Annotated in this window: 15 protein-coding genes; 4 read left to right on the top strand and 11 right to left on the bottom strand. The window is 70.5% G+C overall.

Translation table 11 applies throughout. From position 1 onward, the window contains the following. Positions 1-339: 339 nt before the first annotated feature. Complete coding sequence (locus ACIBNA_RS13175; protein WP_399165295.1) at positions 340-1,068, top strand: transglycosylase SLT domain-containing protein; 729 nt, start codon at positions 340-342, stop codon at positions 1,066-1,068. A gap of 104 nt (positions 1,069-1,172) precedes the next feature. On the opposite strand, the gene ACIBNA_RS13170 is transcribed toward ACIBNA_RS13175, so the two are convergent. Continuing rightward, positions 1,173-3,713 carry an FHA domain-containing protein gene (locus tag ACIBNA_RS13170; protein WP_399165294.1) on the bottom strand — a complete coding sequence of 847 codons (2,541 nt, stop codon included), beginning with the start codon at positions 3,711-3,713 and terminating at the stop codon, positions 1,173-1,175. 242 nt (positions 3,714-3,955) lie between these two features. On the opposite strand from ACIBNA_RS13170, the gene ACIBNA_RS13165 reads away from it, so the two are divergent. Together ACIBNA_RS13165 and serB are read left to right on the top strand one after the other, a co-directional pair. After that, positions 3,956-6,013, top strand: coding sequence for a streptophobe family protein (locus ACIBNA_RS13165; RefSeq protein WP_399165293.1), 2,058 nt, complete (start codon positions 3,956-3,958; stop codon positions 6,011-6,013). Positions 6,014-6,148: 135 nt separating this feature from the next. Beyond that, a complete protein-coding gene (serB, locus tag ACIBNA_RS13160; protein ID WP_399165292.1) occupies positions 6,149-7,363 on the top strand; it encodes a phosphoserine phosphatase SerB in 1,215 nt (404 codons plus the stop codon). 75 nt (positions 7,364-7,438) lie between these two features. Here the strand turns inward: serB and ACIBNA_RS13155 are convergent, their stop codons facing one another. The 4 genes from ACIBNA_RS13155 to ACIBNA_RS13140 form a co-directional block, all read right to left on the bottom strand. Beyond that, complete coding sequence (locus ACIBNA_RS13155) at positions 7,439-7,957, bottom strand: SixA phosphatase family protein (protein WP_399165291.1); 519 nt, start codon at positions 7,955-7,957, stop codon at positions 7,439-7,441. A 66-nt stretch (positions 7,958-8,023) separates the two neighbouring features. Continuing rightward, positions 8,024-8,230 (bottom strand): hypothetical protein, encoded by a 207-nt coding sequence (locus ACIBNA_RS13150; protein ID WP_399165290.1) that lies wholly within the window; start codon positions 8,228-8,230, stop codon positions 8,024-8,026. A gap of 168 nt (positions 8,231-8,398) precedes the next feature. Further along, a complete protein-coding gene (locus ACIBNA_RS13145; RefSeq protein ID WP_099054755.1) occupies positions 8,399-8,515 on the bottom strand; it encodes an SGM_5486 family transporter-associated protein in 117 nt (38 codons plus the stop codon). A 73-nt stretch (positions 8,516-8,588) separates the two neighbouring features. After that, positions 8,589-10,046 (bottom strand): MFS transporter, encoded by a 1,458-nt coding sequence (locus ACIBNA_RS13140; protein ID WP_399165289.1) that lies wholly within the window; start codon positions 10,044-10,046, stop codon positions 8,589-8,591. A 91-nt stretch (positions 10,047-10,137) separates the two neighbouring features. Here ACIBNA_RS13140 and ACIBNA_RS13135 point away from each other — a divergent pair, with 91 nt between their 5' ends. Next, positions 10,138-10,830 carry a FadR/GntR family transcriptional regulator gene (locus tag ACIBNA_RS13135; protein ID WP_399165288.1) on the top strand — a complete coding sequence of 231 codons (693 nt, stop codon included), beginning with the start codon at positions 10,138-10,140 and terminating at the stop codon, positions 10,828-10,830. Here ACIBNA_RS13135 and ACIBNA_RS13130 read toward each other — a convergent pair. The 6 genes from ACIBNA_RS13130 to ACIBNA_RS13105 form a co-directional block, all read right to left on the bottom strand. Further along, positions 10,808-11,158 carry a hypothetical protein gene (locus ACIBNA_RS13130; protein ID WP_399165287.1) on the bottom strand — a complete coding sequence of 117 codons (351 nt, stop codon included), beginning with the start codon at positions 11,156-11,158 and terminating at the stop codon, positions 10,808-10,810. The two genes, ACIBNA_RS13135 and ACIBNA_RS13130, sit on opposite strands and share 23 nt — an antisense overlap. 181 nt (positions 11,159-11,339) lie before the next feature. Beyond that, entirely contained in the window at positions 11,340-12,107 is a 768-nt protein-coding gene (fabI, locus tag ACIBNA_RS13125; RefSeq protein ID WP_193480827.1) for an enoyl-ACP reductase FabI, read from the bottom strand. Positions 12,108-12,112: 5 nt separating this feature from the next. Further along, on the bottom strand, positions 12,113-12,817 hold the full coding sequence (gene fabG, locus ACIBNA_RS13120) for a 3-oxoacyl-[acyl-carrier-protein] reductase (RefSeq protein ID WP_399165286.1): 705 nt from the start codon (positions 12,815-12,817) through the stop codon (positions 12,113-12,115). A gap of 152 nt (positions 12,818-12,969) precedes the next feature. After that, entirely contained in the window at positions 12,970-13,374 is a 405-nt protein-coding gene (locus ACIBNA_RS13115; protein WP_399165285.1) for a type II toxin-antitoxin system VapC family toxin, read from the bottom strand. A gap of 5 nt (positions 13,375-13,379) precedes the next feature. Then, positions 13,380-13,664, bottom strand: a complete 285-nt coding sequence (locus tag ACIBNA_RS13110; RefSeq protein WP_399165284.1) for a type II toxin-antitoxin system Phd/YefM family antitoxin — start codon at positions 13,662-13,664, stop codon at positions 13,380-13,382. Positions 13,665-13,754: 90 nt separating this feature from the next. After that, positions 13,755-15,908: an AIPR family protein gene (locus tag ACIBNA_RS13105; protein WP_399165283.1), complete on the bottom strand. Its 2,154-nt coding sequence runs from the start codon at positions 15,906-15,908 to the stop codon at positions 13,755-13,757. Position 15,909: the final 1 nt, after the last annotated feature.

The raw sequence follows: 15,909 nt of genomic DNA, 5'->3' as shown, positions 1-15,909 counted from the left end.
CCCCTCACACAGAGCATCGCTTGTGCAACGTGTGGTGAGAACGCATGCCGCCCGGTGTGAGCCCGCGCATAGGACGCACGTCACGTACGAAAGGACGTAGGAGACAAAGCCCCACCTTTTGAGCGGCGCATACAGTCCAATCTGCACCGATTTGCCCCTCCCTGATCCACTATCGGGCATCGTACGTCACACCTTTGCCACGCCATTTTGCGGCCGCTAAGAATTGCTGACGTCGCTCAGCGCCGTGGGTTCTCCCCGCGGCGTTCGTGTCGGAAACACACCCGTCCAACGCCGGACGCCGAGCGACTCCCCGCGCTATTCGAAGAGGTCCACACCACCATGCCCAAGAACATCTTCAGCCGTGGCCGTAGTCGTACCCTGACCCGTCACCACAAGATCGCCATGGCGGGTGTCGCCACCCTCGGCGCCGCCGCCATCGGTCTCTCCGCGGTGCCGAGCGGTGCGTCGACCAAGACCACGACCGAGGCCGCTCAGCCGGTTGCGGTGGCGTTCAGCACCGAGCAGATCAAGGACGTCAAGGCCAGCGTCACCGACCAGATGGCCAGTGCCACGGTGAAGGCGGAGCAGATCGCGGCGAAGAAGAAGGCCGACGCCGCTGCCGCCGCCAAGAAGAAGGCCGCCGCCGAGGCGGCGAAGAAGAAGGCCGAGGCCGCGCGCAAGGCCAAGGAGGCCGCGAGCCGGGACGCCAAGCGCGCCGAGGTCAAGAAGGCCGCCGCGAAGACCTACCCGAACAACCTCGACGGCTGGATCCGCGAGTCGCTCGACGTCATGAAGAAGCACGGCATCCCCGGCTCCTACGACGGCATCAAGCGCAACATCATCCGGGAGTCCTCGGGTAACCCGAAGGCGATCAACAACTGGGACATCAACGCCATCAACGGCGTCCCGTCGAAGGGCCTGCTCCAGGTCATCCCGCCGACCTTCAAGGCCTACCACGTCCCCGGCACCTCCTGGGACATCTACAACCCGGTCGCCAACATCACCGCCGCATGCAACTACGCGGCCGACAAGTACGGCTCCATGGACAACGTCTTCGGCGCGTACTGAGGCCGGCGCGGACCTCTGCTCGCTGGACCGAACGCCGAAGGGCGGCACTCTCCTCACGGAGTGCCGCCCTTCGGGCGTCGTGAAGCGTGACTACTCGCGCACGACTACTTGCGCATGACCTCGGGCTCGTGGCGGCGCAGGAAGCGGGCCACGAAGAAGCCGCAGATCACGCCGAGGGCGAGGAGCGCGCCCATGTCCATGGCCCAGGCCCCGGCCGTGTGCTCCCACAGCGGGTCGGTGTCGCCGGCCGTCTCGGGCGGGCTGATCTTGTTGAAGTCCAGCGTGGCACCGGAGGCGGCGACCGCCCAGCGCGACGGCATCAGGAACGAGAACTGGTTGACGCCGATCGAGCCGTGCAGCGTGAACAGGCAGCCCGTGAAGACGACCTGGATGATCGCGAACATCACCAGCAGCGGCATGGTCTTCTCGGCGGTCTTCACCAGCGACGAGATGATCAGGCCGAACATCATCGAGGTGAAGCCAAGCGCCATGATCGGCACGGACAGCTCCAGCAGCGTGGCGCTGCCGAAGACCAGGCCTTCCTCGGGGATCTCCCGGCTGGAGAAGCCGATGACGCCGACCAGCAGGCCCTGCAGCACGGTGATCATGCCGAGCACGAACACCTTCGACATCAGATACGCGGAGCGCGACAGGCCGGTCGCGCGCTCCCGCTCGTAGATGACCCGTTCCTTGATCAGCTCGCGGACCGAGTTCGCCGCGCCCGCGAAGCAGGCGCCGACCGCGAGGATCAGCAGGACCGTGGTGGCCGTGCCGTTCGGGATGATGCGGCCGGTCTGCGGGTTGGGCGGGTTGGGCAGCAGGCCCCGGTCCGCGTCGATGAGCAGGCTCACCGCGCCGAGCACGGCCGGCAGGATCACCATCAGGGCCAGGAAGCCCCTGTCGGACACGATCACCGAGACGTAGCGCCGCACCAGCGTGACGAACTGGGACATCCAGCCCTGCGGCTTCGGCGGCTTCATCGCCTGCATCGGCGCAACCTGTACGGACTGCGGCGCCACCGCGTCGATGTCCGCTGCGTACATCTGGTAGTGCTGCGAGCCCTTCCAGCGGCCCGCCCAGTCGTAGTCGCGGTAGTTCTCGAAGGCGGAGAAGACATCGGCCCAGGTGTCGTAGCCGAAGAAGTTCAGTGCCTCCTCCGGCGGGCCGAAGTACGCCACCGCGCCGCCGGGCGCCATCACCAGCAGCTTGTCGCACAGCGCCAGCTCCGCCACGGAGTGGGTGACGACGAGGACCGTACGGCCGTCGTCCGCCAGGCCGCGCAGCAGCTGCATGACGTCGCGGTCCATGCCCGGGTCGAGGCCGGAGGTCGGCTCGTCCAGGAAGATCAGCGACGGCTTGGTGAGCAGCTCCAGGGCCACGGAGACGCGCTTGCGCTGGCCGCCGGAGAGGGAGGTGACCTTCTTCTCCTTGTGGATGTCCAGCTTCAGCTCGCGCAGCACCTCGTCGATACGGGCGTCGCGCTCGGCGGCCGTGGTGTCGGCCGGGAAGCGGAGCTTGGCCGCGTACTTCAGGGCCTTCTTGACGGTCAGTTCCTTGTGCAGGATGTCGTCCTGCGGGACCAGACCGATGCGCTGGCGCAGCTCGGCGAACTGCTTGTAGAGGTTCCGGTTGTCGTAGAGGACTTCGCCCTGGTCGGCGGGCCGGTACCCCGTGAGCGCCTTCAGCAGCGTGGACTTGCCGGAACCGGACGGGCCGATGACCGCGATCAGCGACTTCTCGGGGACGCCGAAGGAGACGTCCTTGAGGATCTGCTTGCCGCCGTCGACCGTGACGGTCAGGTGGCGGGCGGAGAAGGACACCTCACCGGTGTCGACGAACTCCTCCAGCCGGTCGCCGACGATCCGGAACGTCGAGTGGCCGACGCCGACGACGTCGGTCGGGCCGAGCAGCTGCGTGCCACCCTTGGGGATCTGCTGGCCGTTGACGTACGTGCCGTTGTGCGAGCCCAGGTCGCGGATCTCCATGCGGCCGTCGGGCGTCGAGTGGAACTCGGCGTGGTGCCGGGAGACCTGGAGGTCGGAGACGACCAGTTCGTTCTCCAGGGCACGGCCGATGCGCATCACGCGGCCGAGGGAGAACTGGTGGAACGTGGTCGGGCTGCGGTCGCCGTAGACCGGCGGCGCCCCCGCGGCGCCGCCGGGGCCCTGCTGCGGGATGTGCGCCGCGGGCTGCTGCGGCTGCTGCCAGCCGGCCTGGGCCTGCGGCTGCTGGTGGGGCGCCTGCTGGTGCGGCGCCTGCTGGGCGGGTGCCTGCTGGGCCCAGCCGGGGTTCGCGCCCTGCGCGGCGTACGGCTGCTGCTGGGGCTGGGCCTGCGGCGTGGCGACGGAGGCGGCGGCGCCGGAGAGGTTCAGGCGCGGCCCGTCGGTCGCGTTGCCCAGATGCACCGCCGATCCCGGGCCGAGCTCCATCTGATGGATGCGCTGCCCCTGCACGAACGTGCCGTTGGTGCTGCCGTGGTCCTCGATGACCCAACTGCGGCCGTTGAAGCTGACCGTGGCGTGACGCCAGGAGACCCTGGCGTCGTCGAAGACGACGTCCCCCTGCGGATCACGTCCGAGGGTGTATGCCCTGGACGGATCGAGCGTCCAGGTACGTCCGTTTGATTCCAGTACGAGTTCCGGCACTCCATGCCCCACTGAGTTGTCCCCCGAGTTATCCCCCGACATGGGGAGTCTAGGGATGTCGAACATCGGGTGGAACTATTTCAGGAGCGGCCGCCTGACTGAAAGTCGGGCCTTGTGAAGACCGCGTACGGACGCATCAGCGGATTACGTTGACGGGGTTGAAAACGGGCCGGAGAGTGGTATTTCGACGCGAGGGGGGCATGCGCGGTGTTCCCGCCGCGTAGCGGATCGGGGGGTCTGCCATGGGTGCCGGTACAGGTGTCGAGACGGCGAGGGACGGCGCGCATGTGCCGTGGGGGGACGTGCTGATGTCCGCCGTCGCCGCCGTGAGCTGGGCGTTGATCGGGATGGCGGGTACGGCGGCGCTGGGTTTGCGGCTGCTGGAAGCGGACGCGGCGGGCTCGTTGGGGCCGATGACCGCGGCCGTGGTGGCACTTGGGGCGGGTGGTTCGATCACGCCGTCCGGTGATGTGTCGGCGTTCGGTCTGACGGGCGCGGAGGCGGACACGGCCATCGAGATCACGCCACTGGGGGTGAGCCTGGTCGGGGCGGTGCTGCTGTCGTACTTCTTCCTACGGTCCTTGCGGGCGGCGGGAGTTGTGATATCACCGGCCGAACTCCTCGCGCGTGCGGGCGCGGTGGTCGCGCTGTTCCTCGCGATGCTGGGCGGGCTGGCCTGGGCGGGGCACGACGTCATCACGATCGACGGCGGCGCGCTCGGCCTCGACGACCTGACCGGGGGCGGCGGGGGCGGCGGCGTGGAGATCCCCGGGCTCGGAGACGTCGGGGACATCGGCGGGCTGCTGCCGGACCGCATCGGCGACCTGGTCGACGCGCAGGCGGCGGTCGGCTTCACGGTCGACACCGCGCCCACGCTGCTCGGCGGGCTCGGCTGGTCGGCCGGGGTCCTCCTCACCGCCCTGCTGGCCTCGCGCCGCACGCCGCTGCCGCGGGGCTGGGAGGCCGTGCACCGGGTCGTGCGGCCCGCCGTTTCCGCGGTGGTGACCGTGCTGCTGGTGGCGGTGGCGGCGGGGCTCGCGGCGGCGGCGTACGCGGCGACCGGTGACGACCATCCCCGGCGCATCGCCGGCGCGGCGCTGCTCGGGGCGCCGAACGGGGTGTGGCTGGGCGTCCCGATCGGCCTGCTCGTGCCGTGGGACGGCCGGGCGACGGGCGAACTGACCCGCCTCCTGCCTGACCCCCTGGACGACCTGCTCGCGGTCCGCTCCGACCAGCCGGTGACGCTGGGGCGACTGGCCGAGCTGGACGGGCGGGTGTGGCTGCTGGGCGTGGCGGCGGCGTTGGTGATGTTGCTGGCGGGTGTGTTGACGGCGGTCCGGACGCCGGTGGGCGGCGTGTCAGGGGTGCCTGGTCCTGGGGCCCTACGGGGTTCGGGTGCCCTCGGTTTCGCGGGGCGGTGTGCGCTGCCGCTGGGGGTCGCGACCGCGCTCGCCCTGCCGCTGCTCGTCTGGCTGACGGACGTGTCCGTGACCGCCTCCCTGTCCGTACTCGGCTTCGACGCGTTCGGCGCGGGCATCGAACTGCACGGGCACCTCGGCATGGCTCTGCTGCTGGGTGCTGTGTGGGGTGCGGGGGCCGGGGCGGTGGGGGCGTTGCTCGCGTGGGCGAGCGGGGCGGCGGGGCAGTCGGCGACGGCGTTGGCTCGGGGGGATGGGGTGGCGGGGGGCGGTGTGGCTGGGTCTGGTGCGGCTGGGACTGGTGGAGCGGGGAGCCGGTCGGAGGCTGGGTGGACTGGGTACGGGCAGGGGGTCGGTACGGGCCAGGCCGTCGGTACGGGCCAGGCCGGATACGACGCCGGTGCCGGGCGGTCCAGGGCGTCGTACGGGGAGGAAGGCGGGCCGTACACGGCCGGAGTGCCGTACCGGCCGCCGAACCCGGCCACCAATCCGTACCTCCGGATGCCGGACGAGCTGCGAGAACCGCAGGACGCGCGACCTGTCGGAGAGGCAGGGCCGTCCGATGGACCGCTGGAGCGCGGCCGGCAGGCCGGTGAGGATCGGCAACGAGGGGAGAGTCGGCGGCCGCCGGGCGAGGCCCCACGCCCCGGCGAGCCCAGGCCACCGCACGAAGTCCGCTCGGGCAGTGACCCGGCTGCGCACCGGGACGGTGACGTGTACGGCGCGCCCACGGTGGCGCGGCCGGTCGGGCCGCCGCCGCGTGGCCCCCGGCAGCCGCCCGGCCCGAAGGGCGGGACCCGGCCGCCGGCCCGGCCGGACGACGGGCCGCCTCCCCCGCCACCTCCTCCCCCGCCGCCGCGGAAACCGCCTGGCGGGAAGTAAGCCCCCCGCGGGGGCAGGGACGCGATCCCCGAGGGACGCAAGGTTCGCGCCACCCGCGCGACACCTACTGTTCGCCGTCCGCCAGACGGACCTCACGGGCGGTACGACCTGCCTGCCGGATACGGTGGAACCACCATGAGCGCTTCGCAGACCTCGTCCTCCGACGTCCCCACCCTCCTTGTCAAGATCTTCGGCAAGGACAGCCCGGGCATCACGGCCGGCCTCTTCGACACACTCGCCGCCTACTGCGTCGACGTCGTCGACATCGAGCAGGTCGTCACCCGTGGCCGAATGGTGCTGTGCGCGCTCGTGACCGAGCCACCCCAGGGGCTCGAGGGCGATCTGCGGGCGACCGTCCACAGCTGGGCCGAGTCGATGAAGATGCAGGCGGAGATCATCTCCGGCCTCGGCGACAACCGGCCGCGCGGGCTGGGCCGCTCCCTGGTCACCGTGCTCGGGCACCCGCTCACCGCCGAGGCGACGGCTGCGGTCGCCGCGCGGATCACGAAGACCGGCGGCAACATCGACCGTATCTTCCGGCTCGCCAAGTATCCCGTGACCGCCGTCGAGTTCGCCGTGTCCGGTGTGGAGACCGAGCCGCTGCGCACCGCCCTGGCGCCCGACGCGGCGAAGCTCGGCATCGACGTGGCGGTCGTCGCCGCCGGCCTGTACCGGCGCGCGCAGCGCCTGGTCGTCATGGACGTCGACTCGACGCTCATCCAGGACGAGGTCATCGAGCTGTTCGCCGCGCACGCCGGCTGCGAGGACCAGGTCGCCGAGGTGACGGCGGCCGCGATGCGCGGTGAGCTGGACTTCGAGCAGTCCCTGCACGCGCGCGTGGCGCTGCTGGAGGGGCTCGACGCCTCGGTCGTGGACAAGGTGCGCAGCGAGGTGCGGCTGACGCCGGGCGCCCGCACCCTGATCCGTACGCTGAAGCGGCTCGGCTACCAAGTCGGCGTCGTCTCCGGCGGTTTCACCCAGGTCACCGACGATCTCAAGGAACGGCTCGGGCTGGACTTCGCCCAGGCCAACACGCTGGAGATCGTCGAGGGGAAGCTGACGGGCAAGGTCACGGGCGAGATCGTCGACCGGGCCGGCAAGGCCCGGCTGCTGCGCCGGTTCGCCGCCGAGGCGGGCGTGCCGCTGTCGCAGACCGTGGCGATCGGTGACGGCGCCAACGACCTGGACATGCTGAACGCGGCCGGTCTGGGCGTCGCCTTCAACGCCAAGCCGGTGGTGCGCCAGGCCGCGCACACCGCGGTGAACTTCCCCTTCCTGGACACCGTGCTGTACCTGCTGGGCATCACGCGCGAAGAGGTCGAGGCGGCGGACACCCTCGACACGGCCTGAAGCTGCGACACGGCCTGAGCCAGCCAGGAGAGCCCGGCACCGCACCGGTGCCGGGCTCCGGTCACGGGGAGTCGGTCACTCGGTCGGCGCCCAGTAGTCCAGCAGCGTGGCCACGCCCGGCTCCAGGCTCTTCCACGAGCCGGTGAAGGACAGGATGGCGAAGGCGGCGGCCGGGAAGCCGCGGCGGCTCATCCGGTCGCGGGCGTCGCCCTCGGCCGTGCCCGCCAGGATGTCGGCGAGGCCCTGGACGGCCGGGTTGTGGCCGATCACGAGGATGTTCTGCGCGTCGTCGGGGGTCTCGTTGAGCACGGCGATCAGTTCGCCCGGCGAGGCCTCGTAGATCCGCTCCTCGTAGACGGTTTTCGGCCGCTGCGGGAACTCCTGGACGGCGAGCTTCCAGGTCTCCCGGGTCCGGACCGCGGTGGAGCACAGGGCCAGGTCGAAGGGGATGCCGGTGTCGGCCAGCCTGCGCCCGGCCTCCGCCGCTTCTTTTCGGCCCCGGTCAGCGAGCGGACGCTCGTGATCGCTCACCTGTGGCCAGTCGGCTTTCGCATGGCGGAAGAGGACAATCCTGCGGGATTCTGCGACGCTCATAAGATCCAGCTTCGCACGAAACAGGCCATGGGGCGCAGGGAGTTGACCACCGGCTTCGGCCGTGCCTCAGCGGGCTATCAGCTGCTGGACCCGCTCGAAGAGGTGTGTGATCACGGGATCACCGGTGGCCGCCTGGGCGTCGGACGGGTTCAGGATCAGCACGAGCAGCGCGACGAAGGCGAGCGTGGGCAGGGAGAGGGCCCACCAGGGCAGCCGGCTGTCTGCACCGGCCCGGGTCGCAGGGTGGAGCCGGGTGCGCGTAGGAGCCGGCATGGGTGCCTCCGCTCTTCGAATGGTCCGTGGCCCGCGTCCTCGCGGTCACATCTCGAAGTTACGGAATCAGCGGCCGCCAACCCATCCGGTGATCCACCCACTTGACCCTGACCCTCGCCCCCTAGGGGACAGGGGGGCTAACCCCACCATGGGCCGGGCGAGGGCCGGTCATGGCGAGGCGATGGTCGCGATGACGGCGATGATGATGAAGATCGCGAAGAAGGCGCCGAACACGAGCAGCATCTTCTTCTGACCGTGCTGGGGATTCGGGTCGAGCACTGGCATGGGGCAAGTCTCGCACCCGCCCCGGGCGCCTGACGCCCGGGGGGGGGGGGACCCCAAGCCCCCGGGGCGGGGGTCAGCGGGCCGCCTCGTCCTCCACCGTGCGGTCCCGGCCCGCCAGGAATCCGACCGCCATCTGCGGGATCATCAGGGCGCTCATCAGCGCGATCGGCAGGCCCCAGCCGCCGCTGTGCTGGTAGAGGACGCCCACCAGGAGCGGACCCGGGATGGAGATCAGGTAGCCGGTGCTCTGTGCGAACGCCGACAGCTGGGCCACGCCCGGGCCGGTCCTGGCCCGCATGCCGACCATGGTCAGGGCGAGCGGGAAGGCGCAGTTGGCGATGCCGAGCAGCACGGCCCAGGCCCAGGCGCCGGCGGCCGGTGCGAGGTACAGCCCGGCGTAGCCGGCGAGGCCGCAGACGCCCAGGGCGAGCACGATCGGGCCCTGCTGCGGCAGCCGCGTGGCCAGGCGCGGTATGACGAAGGCCAGGGGCACGCCCATCACCATGGTGACCGCGAGCAGCAGCCCCGCGGTGCCGGCGGGCACACCGGCGTCCCGGAAGATCTGCGCCATCCAGCCCATGGTGATGTAGGCGGCGGTGGCCTGGAGCCCGAAGAAGACGGCCAGGGCCCAGGCGGTACGGCTCCGCGTGATCCGCAGCCGCGGAGCCTCCCCGGGGGCGGATCCGGTGGGAGCCGAGCCCGGCGTCTGCCGGTCCCGCGCCGACCGGTCGCCGTCGGCCTCCGGGCCCACGGCCCGTTTCCCGGGCCCGGCCGCGACTCCGGCCCGCTCCCCCAGCGCGGGATCCGTGCCCCCGCTCCGCTCCCCCGCCCCGGCCGCGACTCCGGCCCGTCCCCCCGGCCCGGACGCCGCCGTGCCCGTCGCACGCCCCCGTACGAACGGCAGCCACGGCAGGACCGCCGCCACGGCCAGCGCCGCCCACAGGGCCAGGCCCGACTGCCAGCTGCCGCCCAGGGCGTCGGTCAGGGGCACCGTGACCGCCGCGGCGAGGGCGGTGCCCAGGGCGAGCGCCATGGAGTACAGGCCGGTCATGGAGCCGACGCGGTCGGGGAACCAGTGCTTGACGATGACCGGCATCAGGACGTTGCTGACCGCGATGCCCATGAGGGCGAGGGCGGTGGCGGCCAGGAAGCCGGCCGTGCCGCCGGCGTACGGCCGGATCGCCAGGCCGGCGGCGATGGCGGCCATGCCGGCGCACACCACGGCGCCGGCTCCGAAGCGGCGGGCGAGCCGCGGGGCCATGACGCCGAAGACGGCGAAGCACAGCGGCGGGACGGAGGTGAGCAGTCCGGCCACGCTGCCGCTCATGCCGAGCCCGTCGCGGACCTCCTCCAGGAGGGCGCCGAGGCTGGTGATGGCGGGGCGGAGGTTCAGCGCGGACAGCACGATGCCGAGGACGAGCAACCGCGTCGTCCACGCGCGCGTGGACGAACCGCCCGGTTCCCGGGCCTCGTGCGCGGCCGAGCTGCGTACGGTCGGGGGCCTCATCGTCCGGGTTTCCTCGCTAGCCATGGGGCCCATCATAGAATCATAGGATGATTGACTGTCCAGTCCGTATCCTCCCCGGCTGCCCTGCGGCGCCCCGGTCGTGCGAAGGTGTGCCATGCCCCTGAGCCATCCCCGACGTTCGGCGCTCTCCGAGCAGGTCATCGCCGCCCTTCGGTCCCAGATCACCTCCGGCGAGTGGCCGGTCGGCTCGCGCATCCCGACCGAGCCCGAACTGGTCGAGCAGCTGGGTGTCGCCCGCAACACGGTCCGCGAGGCCGTCCGTGCCCTGTCGCACAACGGCCTGCTGGACATCCGCCAGGGCTCCGGCACGTATGTCGTGGCGACGAGTGAGCTGGCGGGGGTGATGCAGCGGCGGTTCGCCGGTGCCGATCCCCGGCACATCGCCGAGCTGCGCTCCACGCTGGAGTCGTCCGCCGCCAGGCTGGCCGCTCAGCGACGTACGGAGAAGGACCTCAAGCAGCTCGACGCGCTGCTGCTGCGGCGTGAGGAGGCCTGGGAGTCGGGTGACGCGGAGGCGTTCGTGACCGCGGACGCGACCTTCCACCTGGCCGTGGTGTCCGCCTCCCACAACGACGTGATGACCGCCATGTACGCGGACCTGGGCGAGGTGCTGCGGGACTGGCTGCGCGAGGACGTCGGCGAGGAGCTGACGCCGGAGACGTACATGGACCACGGGCGGCTGCTCGACGCGATCCGCGCGGGCGACGCGGCACAGGCGGCGGCGGAGGCCGCCCGCTATCCGTTCCTGTGCCGCCTGGGCGGGATCAGCTCGCCCGCCGGTGACTGATCCACACCTCGCCGACTTCCTTCCAGCAGCGTCCCGTCAGCCGCACGGTCTGTGCGGGCCCGGCCTCCACCGGGGAGCTGTCGGTGTCGATGTCCCACCAGCGGGCGCACTCGACGTGCAGGCTCACGCGGTCGGCCTCCGGGTAGGGGTTGTGGCAGTACGCGGTCACCCGGGAGCCGGTGACGCGGGTCCGGCACTCGGCGCCGAACGGCTCCGCCGACTCCTGCTCGTCGGCGGGCACGCGCGCGTGGGGCACCGCCTCGTACGCCAGGGTCATCACGAGAGCGACGGCGAGGGACAGTGAGGCCGTTCGGCGGGACAAGCGCACAAGGGGACCTCCTCGGCCGTACTGGGGAGGGGATCGCGTGGTGAACGCGTACTCCAGGGTGCCCAGTTGTGTGCCTTGCCCGCCCGACCGGATGAGCCGAACGGGTGACGCCCCGCTCCCCGCGCGCTGCGGGAAACGGGGCGCCGACGACGTACGGGAGATCAGGCTCCGTACGGGGAGATCAGGCTCCGATGGCGTGCAGACCGCCGTCCACGTGGATGATCTCGCCCGTGGTCTTCGGGAACCAGTCGCTCAGCAGGGCGACGATGCCGCGCCCGGCCGGCTCGGGGTCCTTCAGGTCCCACTCCAGCGGGGAGCGGGAGTCCCACACGGAGGCCAGCTCGCCGAAGCCCGGGATGGACTTGGCTGCCATCGAGCCGAGCGGGCCGGCCGAGACCAGGTTGCAGCGGATGTTCTGCTTGCCCAGGTCACGGGCCATGTAGCGGCTGGTGGCCTCCAGAGCCGCCTTGGCCGGGCCCATCCAGTCGTACTGCGGCCAGGCGAACTGCGCGTCGAAGGTGAGGCCGACGACCGAGCCGCCGTTCTGCATCAGCGGCAGGCAGGCCATGGTCAGCGACTTCAGGGAGTACGCCGAGACGTGCATGGCCGTGGCGACCGACTCGAACGGCGTGTTGAGGAAGTTGCCGCCGAGGGCGTCCTGCGGGGCGAAGCCGATGGAGTGGACGACGCCGTCGAGGCCGCCGAGCTCCTCGCCGACGATGTCGGCCAGGCGCCCGAGGTGCTCGTCGTTGGTCACGTCGAGCTCGATGACCTTGGTGGGCTTGGGAAGCTTCTTGGCGATGCGCTCGGTCAGCGTGGGCCGCGGGAAGGCGGTGAGGATGATCTCGGCGCCCTGCTCCTGCGCCAGCTTGGCGGCGTGGAAGGCGATGGAGGACTCCGTCAGCACACCCGTGATCAGGACGCGCTTGCCCTCGAGGATTCCGCTCATGGTGATCAGTGACCCATTCCCAGTCCGCCGTCAACAGGGATGACGGCTCCAGTGATGTACGAGGCGTCGTCCGAGGCGAGGAACCGCACCGTCGCGGCGATCTCCTCCGGCTGCGCGTACCGGCCGAGCGGCACCTGCGACACGATGCCGGCGCGCTGCTCGTCGGTGAGCACCTTGGTCATGTCGGTGTCGACGAAGCCGGGCGCGACGACGTTGAAGGTGATGTTCCGCGAGCCCAGCTCCCGGGCGAGGGAGCGTGCGAAGCCGACGAGGCCGGCCTTGGAGGCGGCGTAGTTGGCCTGCCCCGCGGAGCCGAGCAGCCCGACGACCGACGAGATCAGGACGACGCGGCCCTTCTTGGCCCGCAGCATGCCGCGGTTGGCGCGCTTGACCACACGGAAGGTGCCGGTGAGGTTGGTGTCGAGGACGGACGTGAAGTCGTCCTCGGACATGCGCATCAGGAGCTGGTCCTTGGTGACGCCGGCGTTGGCGATCAGGACCTCGACGGGGCCGTGGGCCTCCTCGATCTCCTTGTAGGCCTGCTCCACCTGCTCGGCGTCGGTGATGTCGCACTTGACGGCGAGGAAGCCGGCCGGCGGCTCACCCGAGCGGTACGTGATGGCGACCTTGTCGCCGGCATCGGCGAAAGCACGGGCGATGGCGAGGCCGATGCCCCGGTTGCCTCCGGTGACGAGAACCGAGCGGCTCAACGGATCACCCTTTCGATAGCGGTCTGATACCCGCCCGGGCGCCTTGACGACAGGCGGCGATGACAGGCGGCTTCCTCGAAAACCTATCGGTCCGGACACGCCCGCGGACAATCGGGCACCGACAGTGGCGTACGGGACTCACTGTCGGGTTTCTACAGTCGGCCGCCAGGTCGGTCCGCCATTCCGGGGGCGTACACGGGCAGCCCCTCGGCGTGCGCTGCCTCGAGCATCCTGCGGTCGTACGTCACCACTGCGGTCACGTCGTCACGCAACGACAGTGCGCTGGCCACATGGATCGCGTCCAGCGTTCTCAGGCGCCCGACCAGTAGAGCCGCAGCGTCGCGCACCTCTCGGGTGAGGAGGATCTCGGTGATCCGGGCGTCCAGATCCTCCATCGCCTTGGGAAAGTGCCCCATGAGGTCCAGCGTCCGTACGGTCTCCACGAAACCGAGCGTGCTGGTGGCGAGCGGCTGTGTGACTCGCTTCTGAAGGAAGGCGTCCAGCTCGCTCCAGTGGTTACGGCGGGTCATCCAGGTGACCAGCGCCGAGGTATCCATGTAGATCAACGGTCGTCCGCCTCGCGCTCGGCCAGGAGCAGCGCCACGGGGTCGACGTCCTCCGGTACCTCGTAGTGCGGCATGCCGTGCCGGTCGGCTGCGGTGACCGGCTTCAGCTTGATCTTCCCTTGCGCCACCAAGTGCGCGTACCGCTCCATGGGGCCGCCGGCCGGTGACAGTATCGCGATCACGTTGCCGTGCCGGGTGACCTCGATCGCCTCACCCTTCTCGACGCGAGCGAAGACGGCGCTGGGGTTGTACGAGAACTCGCGTACGGAGATGGTGCTCATGGCAAACCCCTCGATTGTGCCTACATAACATTCACTGTAACCACAAATGAGGGGTTCGCGTCACGGCGCGAAACCCGGGCTGCTCGTCCGTCACTCGTCGTCCCTCTCCTCCTCCATGCCGTCGAGGAGCCGCCGGGCGAGGCCGGCAAGTGTCTCTCCGTCCTGGGTGGCCCAGCGGGCCGTGCCCTGGTTTGAGACGGGGCGGCCTTCCCATGCGGCCAGCTCCCACATCCGTGCGATGAGCCCGCTGGGCGAGTACGCGTTGCCGTCGGCGGCCCAGACGATCGGACGTGCCCGGTTGCTGTTGGTCCACTTCGCGAGTGCCCGGCGCGGGTTCGCCTCGAGCCATGCGGCGAGGGCGTCCTTCTCCGGCTGCAAGTACAGGGCCAGACGCAGGGGTGCGCCTTCATCCAGGGCGCCGCTGTCGACGATGACGTGCACCGCGTTGGGCCTACGGCGCTTGCGCGGCTTGCTCTCCTCACGCCGGTACTGCGCGGCGGCGTCCTCGGTCCCGCCGCCTTCCAGGGCTGCCAGGGCCGCGGTCACGAGGTCGGCGGCCTGCGCCGGATCGGCACACACTCGCTGGAGGCTCGACCTGGTTCCCACACCGTCCAGGGCCTGTACGAGCGCCGGGACGACGCGCTTGACCAGGTCGGGCACCTGCCCCTTCGCTTCGGCGGCCCACGTGAGCGACTGGTCCGGCTCGCCCATCCCGGCGTCCTGGGCGAGGAGTTGCCGGAACACCAGGTGGGTGATGAGGAACGTGCCGTCGTCGATGACGGCGGCCGCGCGCCCGGCGTACTGTTCGCGTTCCGTACGCAGAGCCGTGCGCACCGCCCGCATGACGTTCACGGCGTTCCAGGTCTCGTACACGCTGGGCACGGAGCGGAAGAGGGGGTCGTAGATACCGCTGCCACCTCGTTCCCACAGCACGTCGGTAGAGCCGGATGCGACGAGCCGGGCCGCGAACCGGCTGCCGCTGTGGGCGCAGGCGAGCGCGCAGGCGGCTTCCACCACGGAGCAGCCTTCGTCGTCCTGGGGTTCGAGTTCGCTACGGCGCACGCTGTACACGAGGCCCAGTTCGGCACGGAACTCGTCGATGAGCACCGCCTGGACCGGGTCGAGGGCGATGCGGTCGCGCTCGGTGATGTGGTTCTGGCGGTTGGTCGCCTGGGTGGTGCGGTTGGCGAACTCGCTGTCGCCACCGGTAACGATGAACCGGACGGTGACCTGGGCGAGTCCGGCTTCCTCTGACTGCTGGGCGGCGTCGATGACGGAACGTACGGTCTGTGCGCCGTTCACGACACTGGCGCCGTGGGCGGTGAGGCGGACGGGGTGGCGCTCGGGGAACTTCTGCGATCCGGGCACCGCTTCCAAGGAGTCGCACAGCACGGTGACTCCGTTGTTGAAGTACCAGAAGTGGGACGGCTCACCGGTGAGCGTGTCCAGCAGCTCCTTGTTGATGGGGGTGAGCCCCAGCGGGTTGCGGATGTTGCGGACGAACAGCTCGTTGCCGTGCTCGGCCCAGGTCGCGACCTCTTCGGCCTGCATGACGCCCTCGTAGGAAAGGTAGGGCGAGGGCACGCTGAACCAGGGGTGGAGCCTCGCCTCCAGCGTGACGGGTTCGCTCTGCTGGTCCTTCCGGACCAGCGCGTGGATCTCCTTAGCGTGCAGAAAGTGATGGTCGACGTAGTCGCCGTGGGAGTTGAACTCCCCCTCGCCGTTCTTGATGACCTGCAATACGCCCGGCGAGGGCGGCTCGGTGCCCATGAGGACGATCACTTGGGTGATCTCGGTGGTCTTCTCGCTGATGAGGTCGTGTGCCCGCTTGGCGAGGATCTGACCGCGGGGGTTGAACTGGGCAGCCTCTCCGGAGTCGATGAGGGTCAGTCCCGCGAAGAGCTTGTGCACCGCGGCCTCGTCCGCCTTGGCCTTTCCGGTCGGGCTCCACTTGGCCTGAACGAGGTAGATGTGCGCGGCCGTCTCGTCTATGGCGATGGCGTCGATGCCCTGGTCCTGGCCTCCGTCGATGACGCAGTCGGCCGCCTGCTCCGGGGTCCACCCCGTCATGATGCGCACGGCGTGCGCGGCGAGAGCGCGGGAGCGGAAGGCGGGCTGGGTCTGCTCCGGCGGACGGTTGCCGAAGTCACTGATGTCGATGAGGCCGGTGTACGTCTCGTCGAAGGCACGCTCGACCTGGCGGACCTGGGTGGGGATGTCGGGCTGCTGAGGAGTGGCGTTCATG

It is taken from the genome of Streptomyces sp. NPDC050164, from assembly GCF_044459945.1.
Classification (GTDB): Bacteria; Actinomycetota; Actinomycetes; order Streptomycetales; family Streptomycetaceae; genus Streptomyces; species Streptomyces coeruleorubidus_A.
Note: the sequence above shows the minus strand (reverse complement) of the source record. Positions and strands in the feature narration are given on the sequence as shown.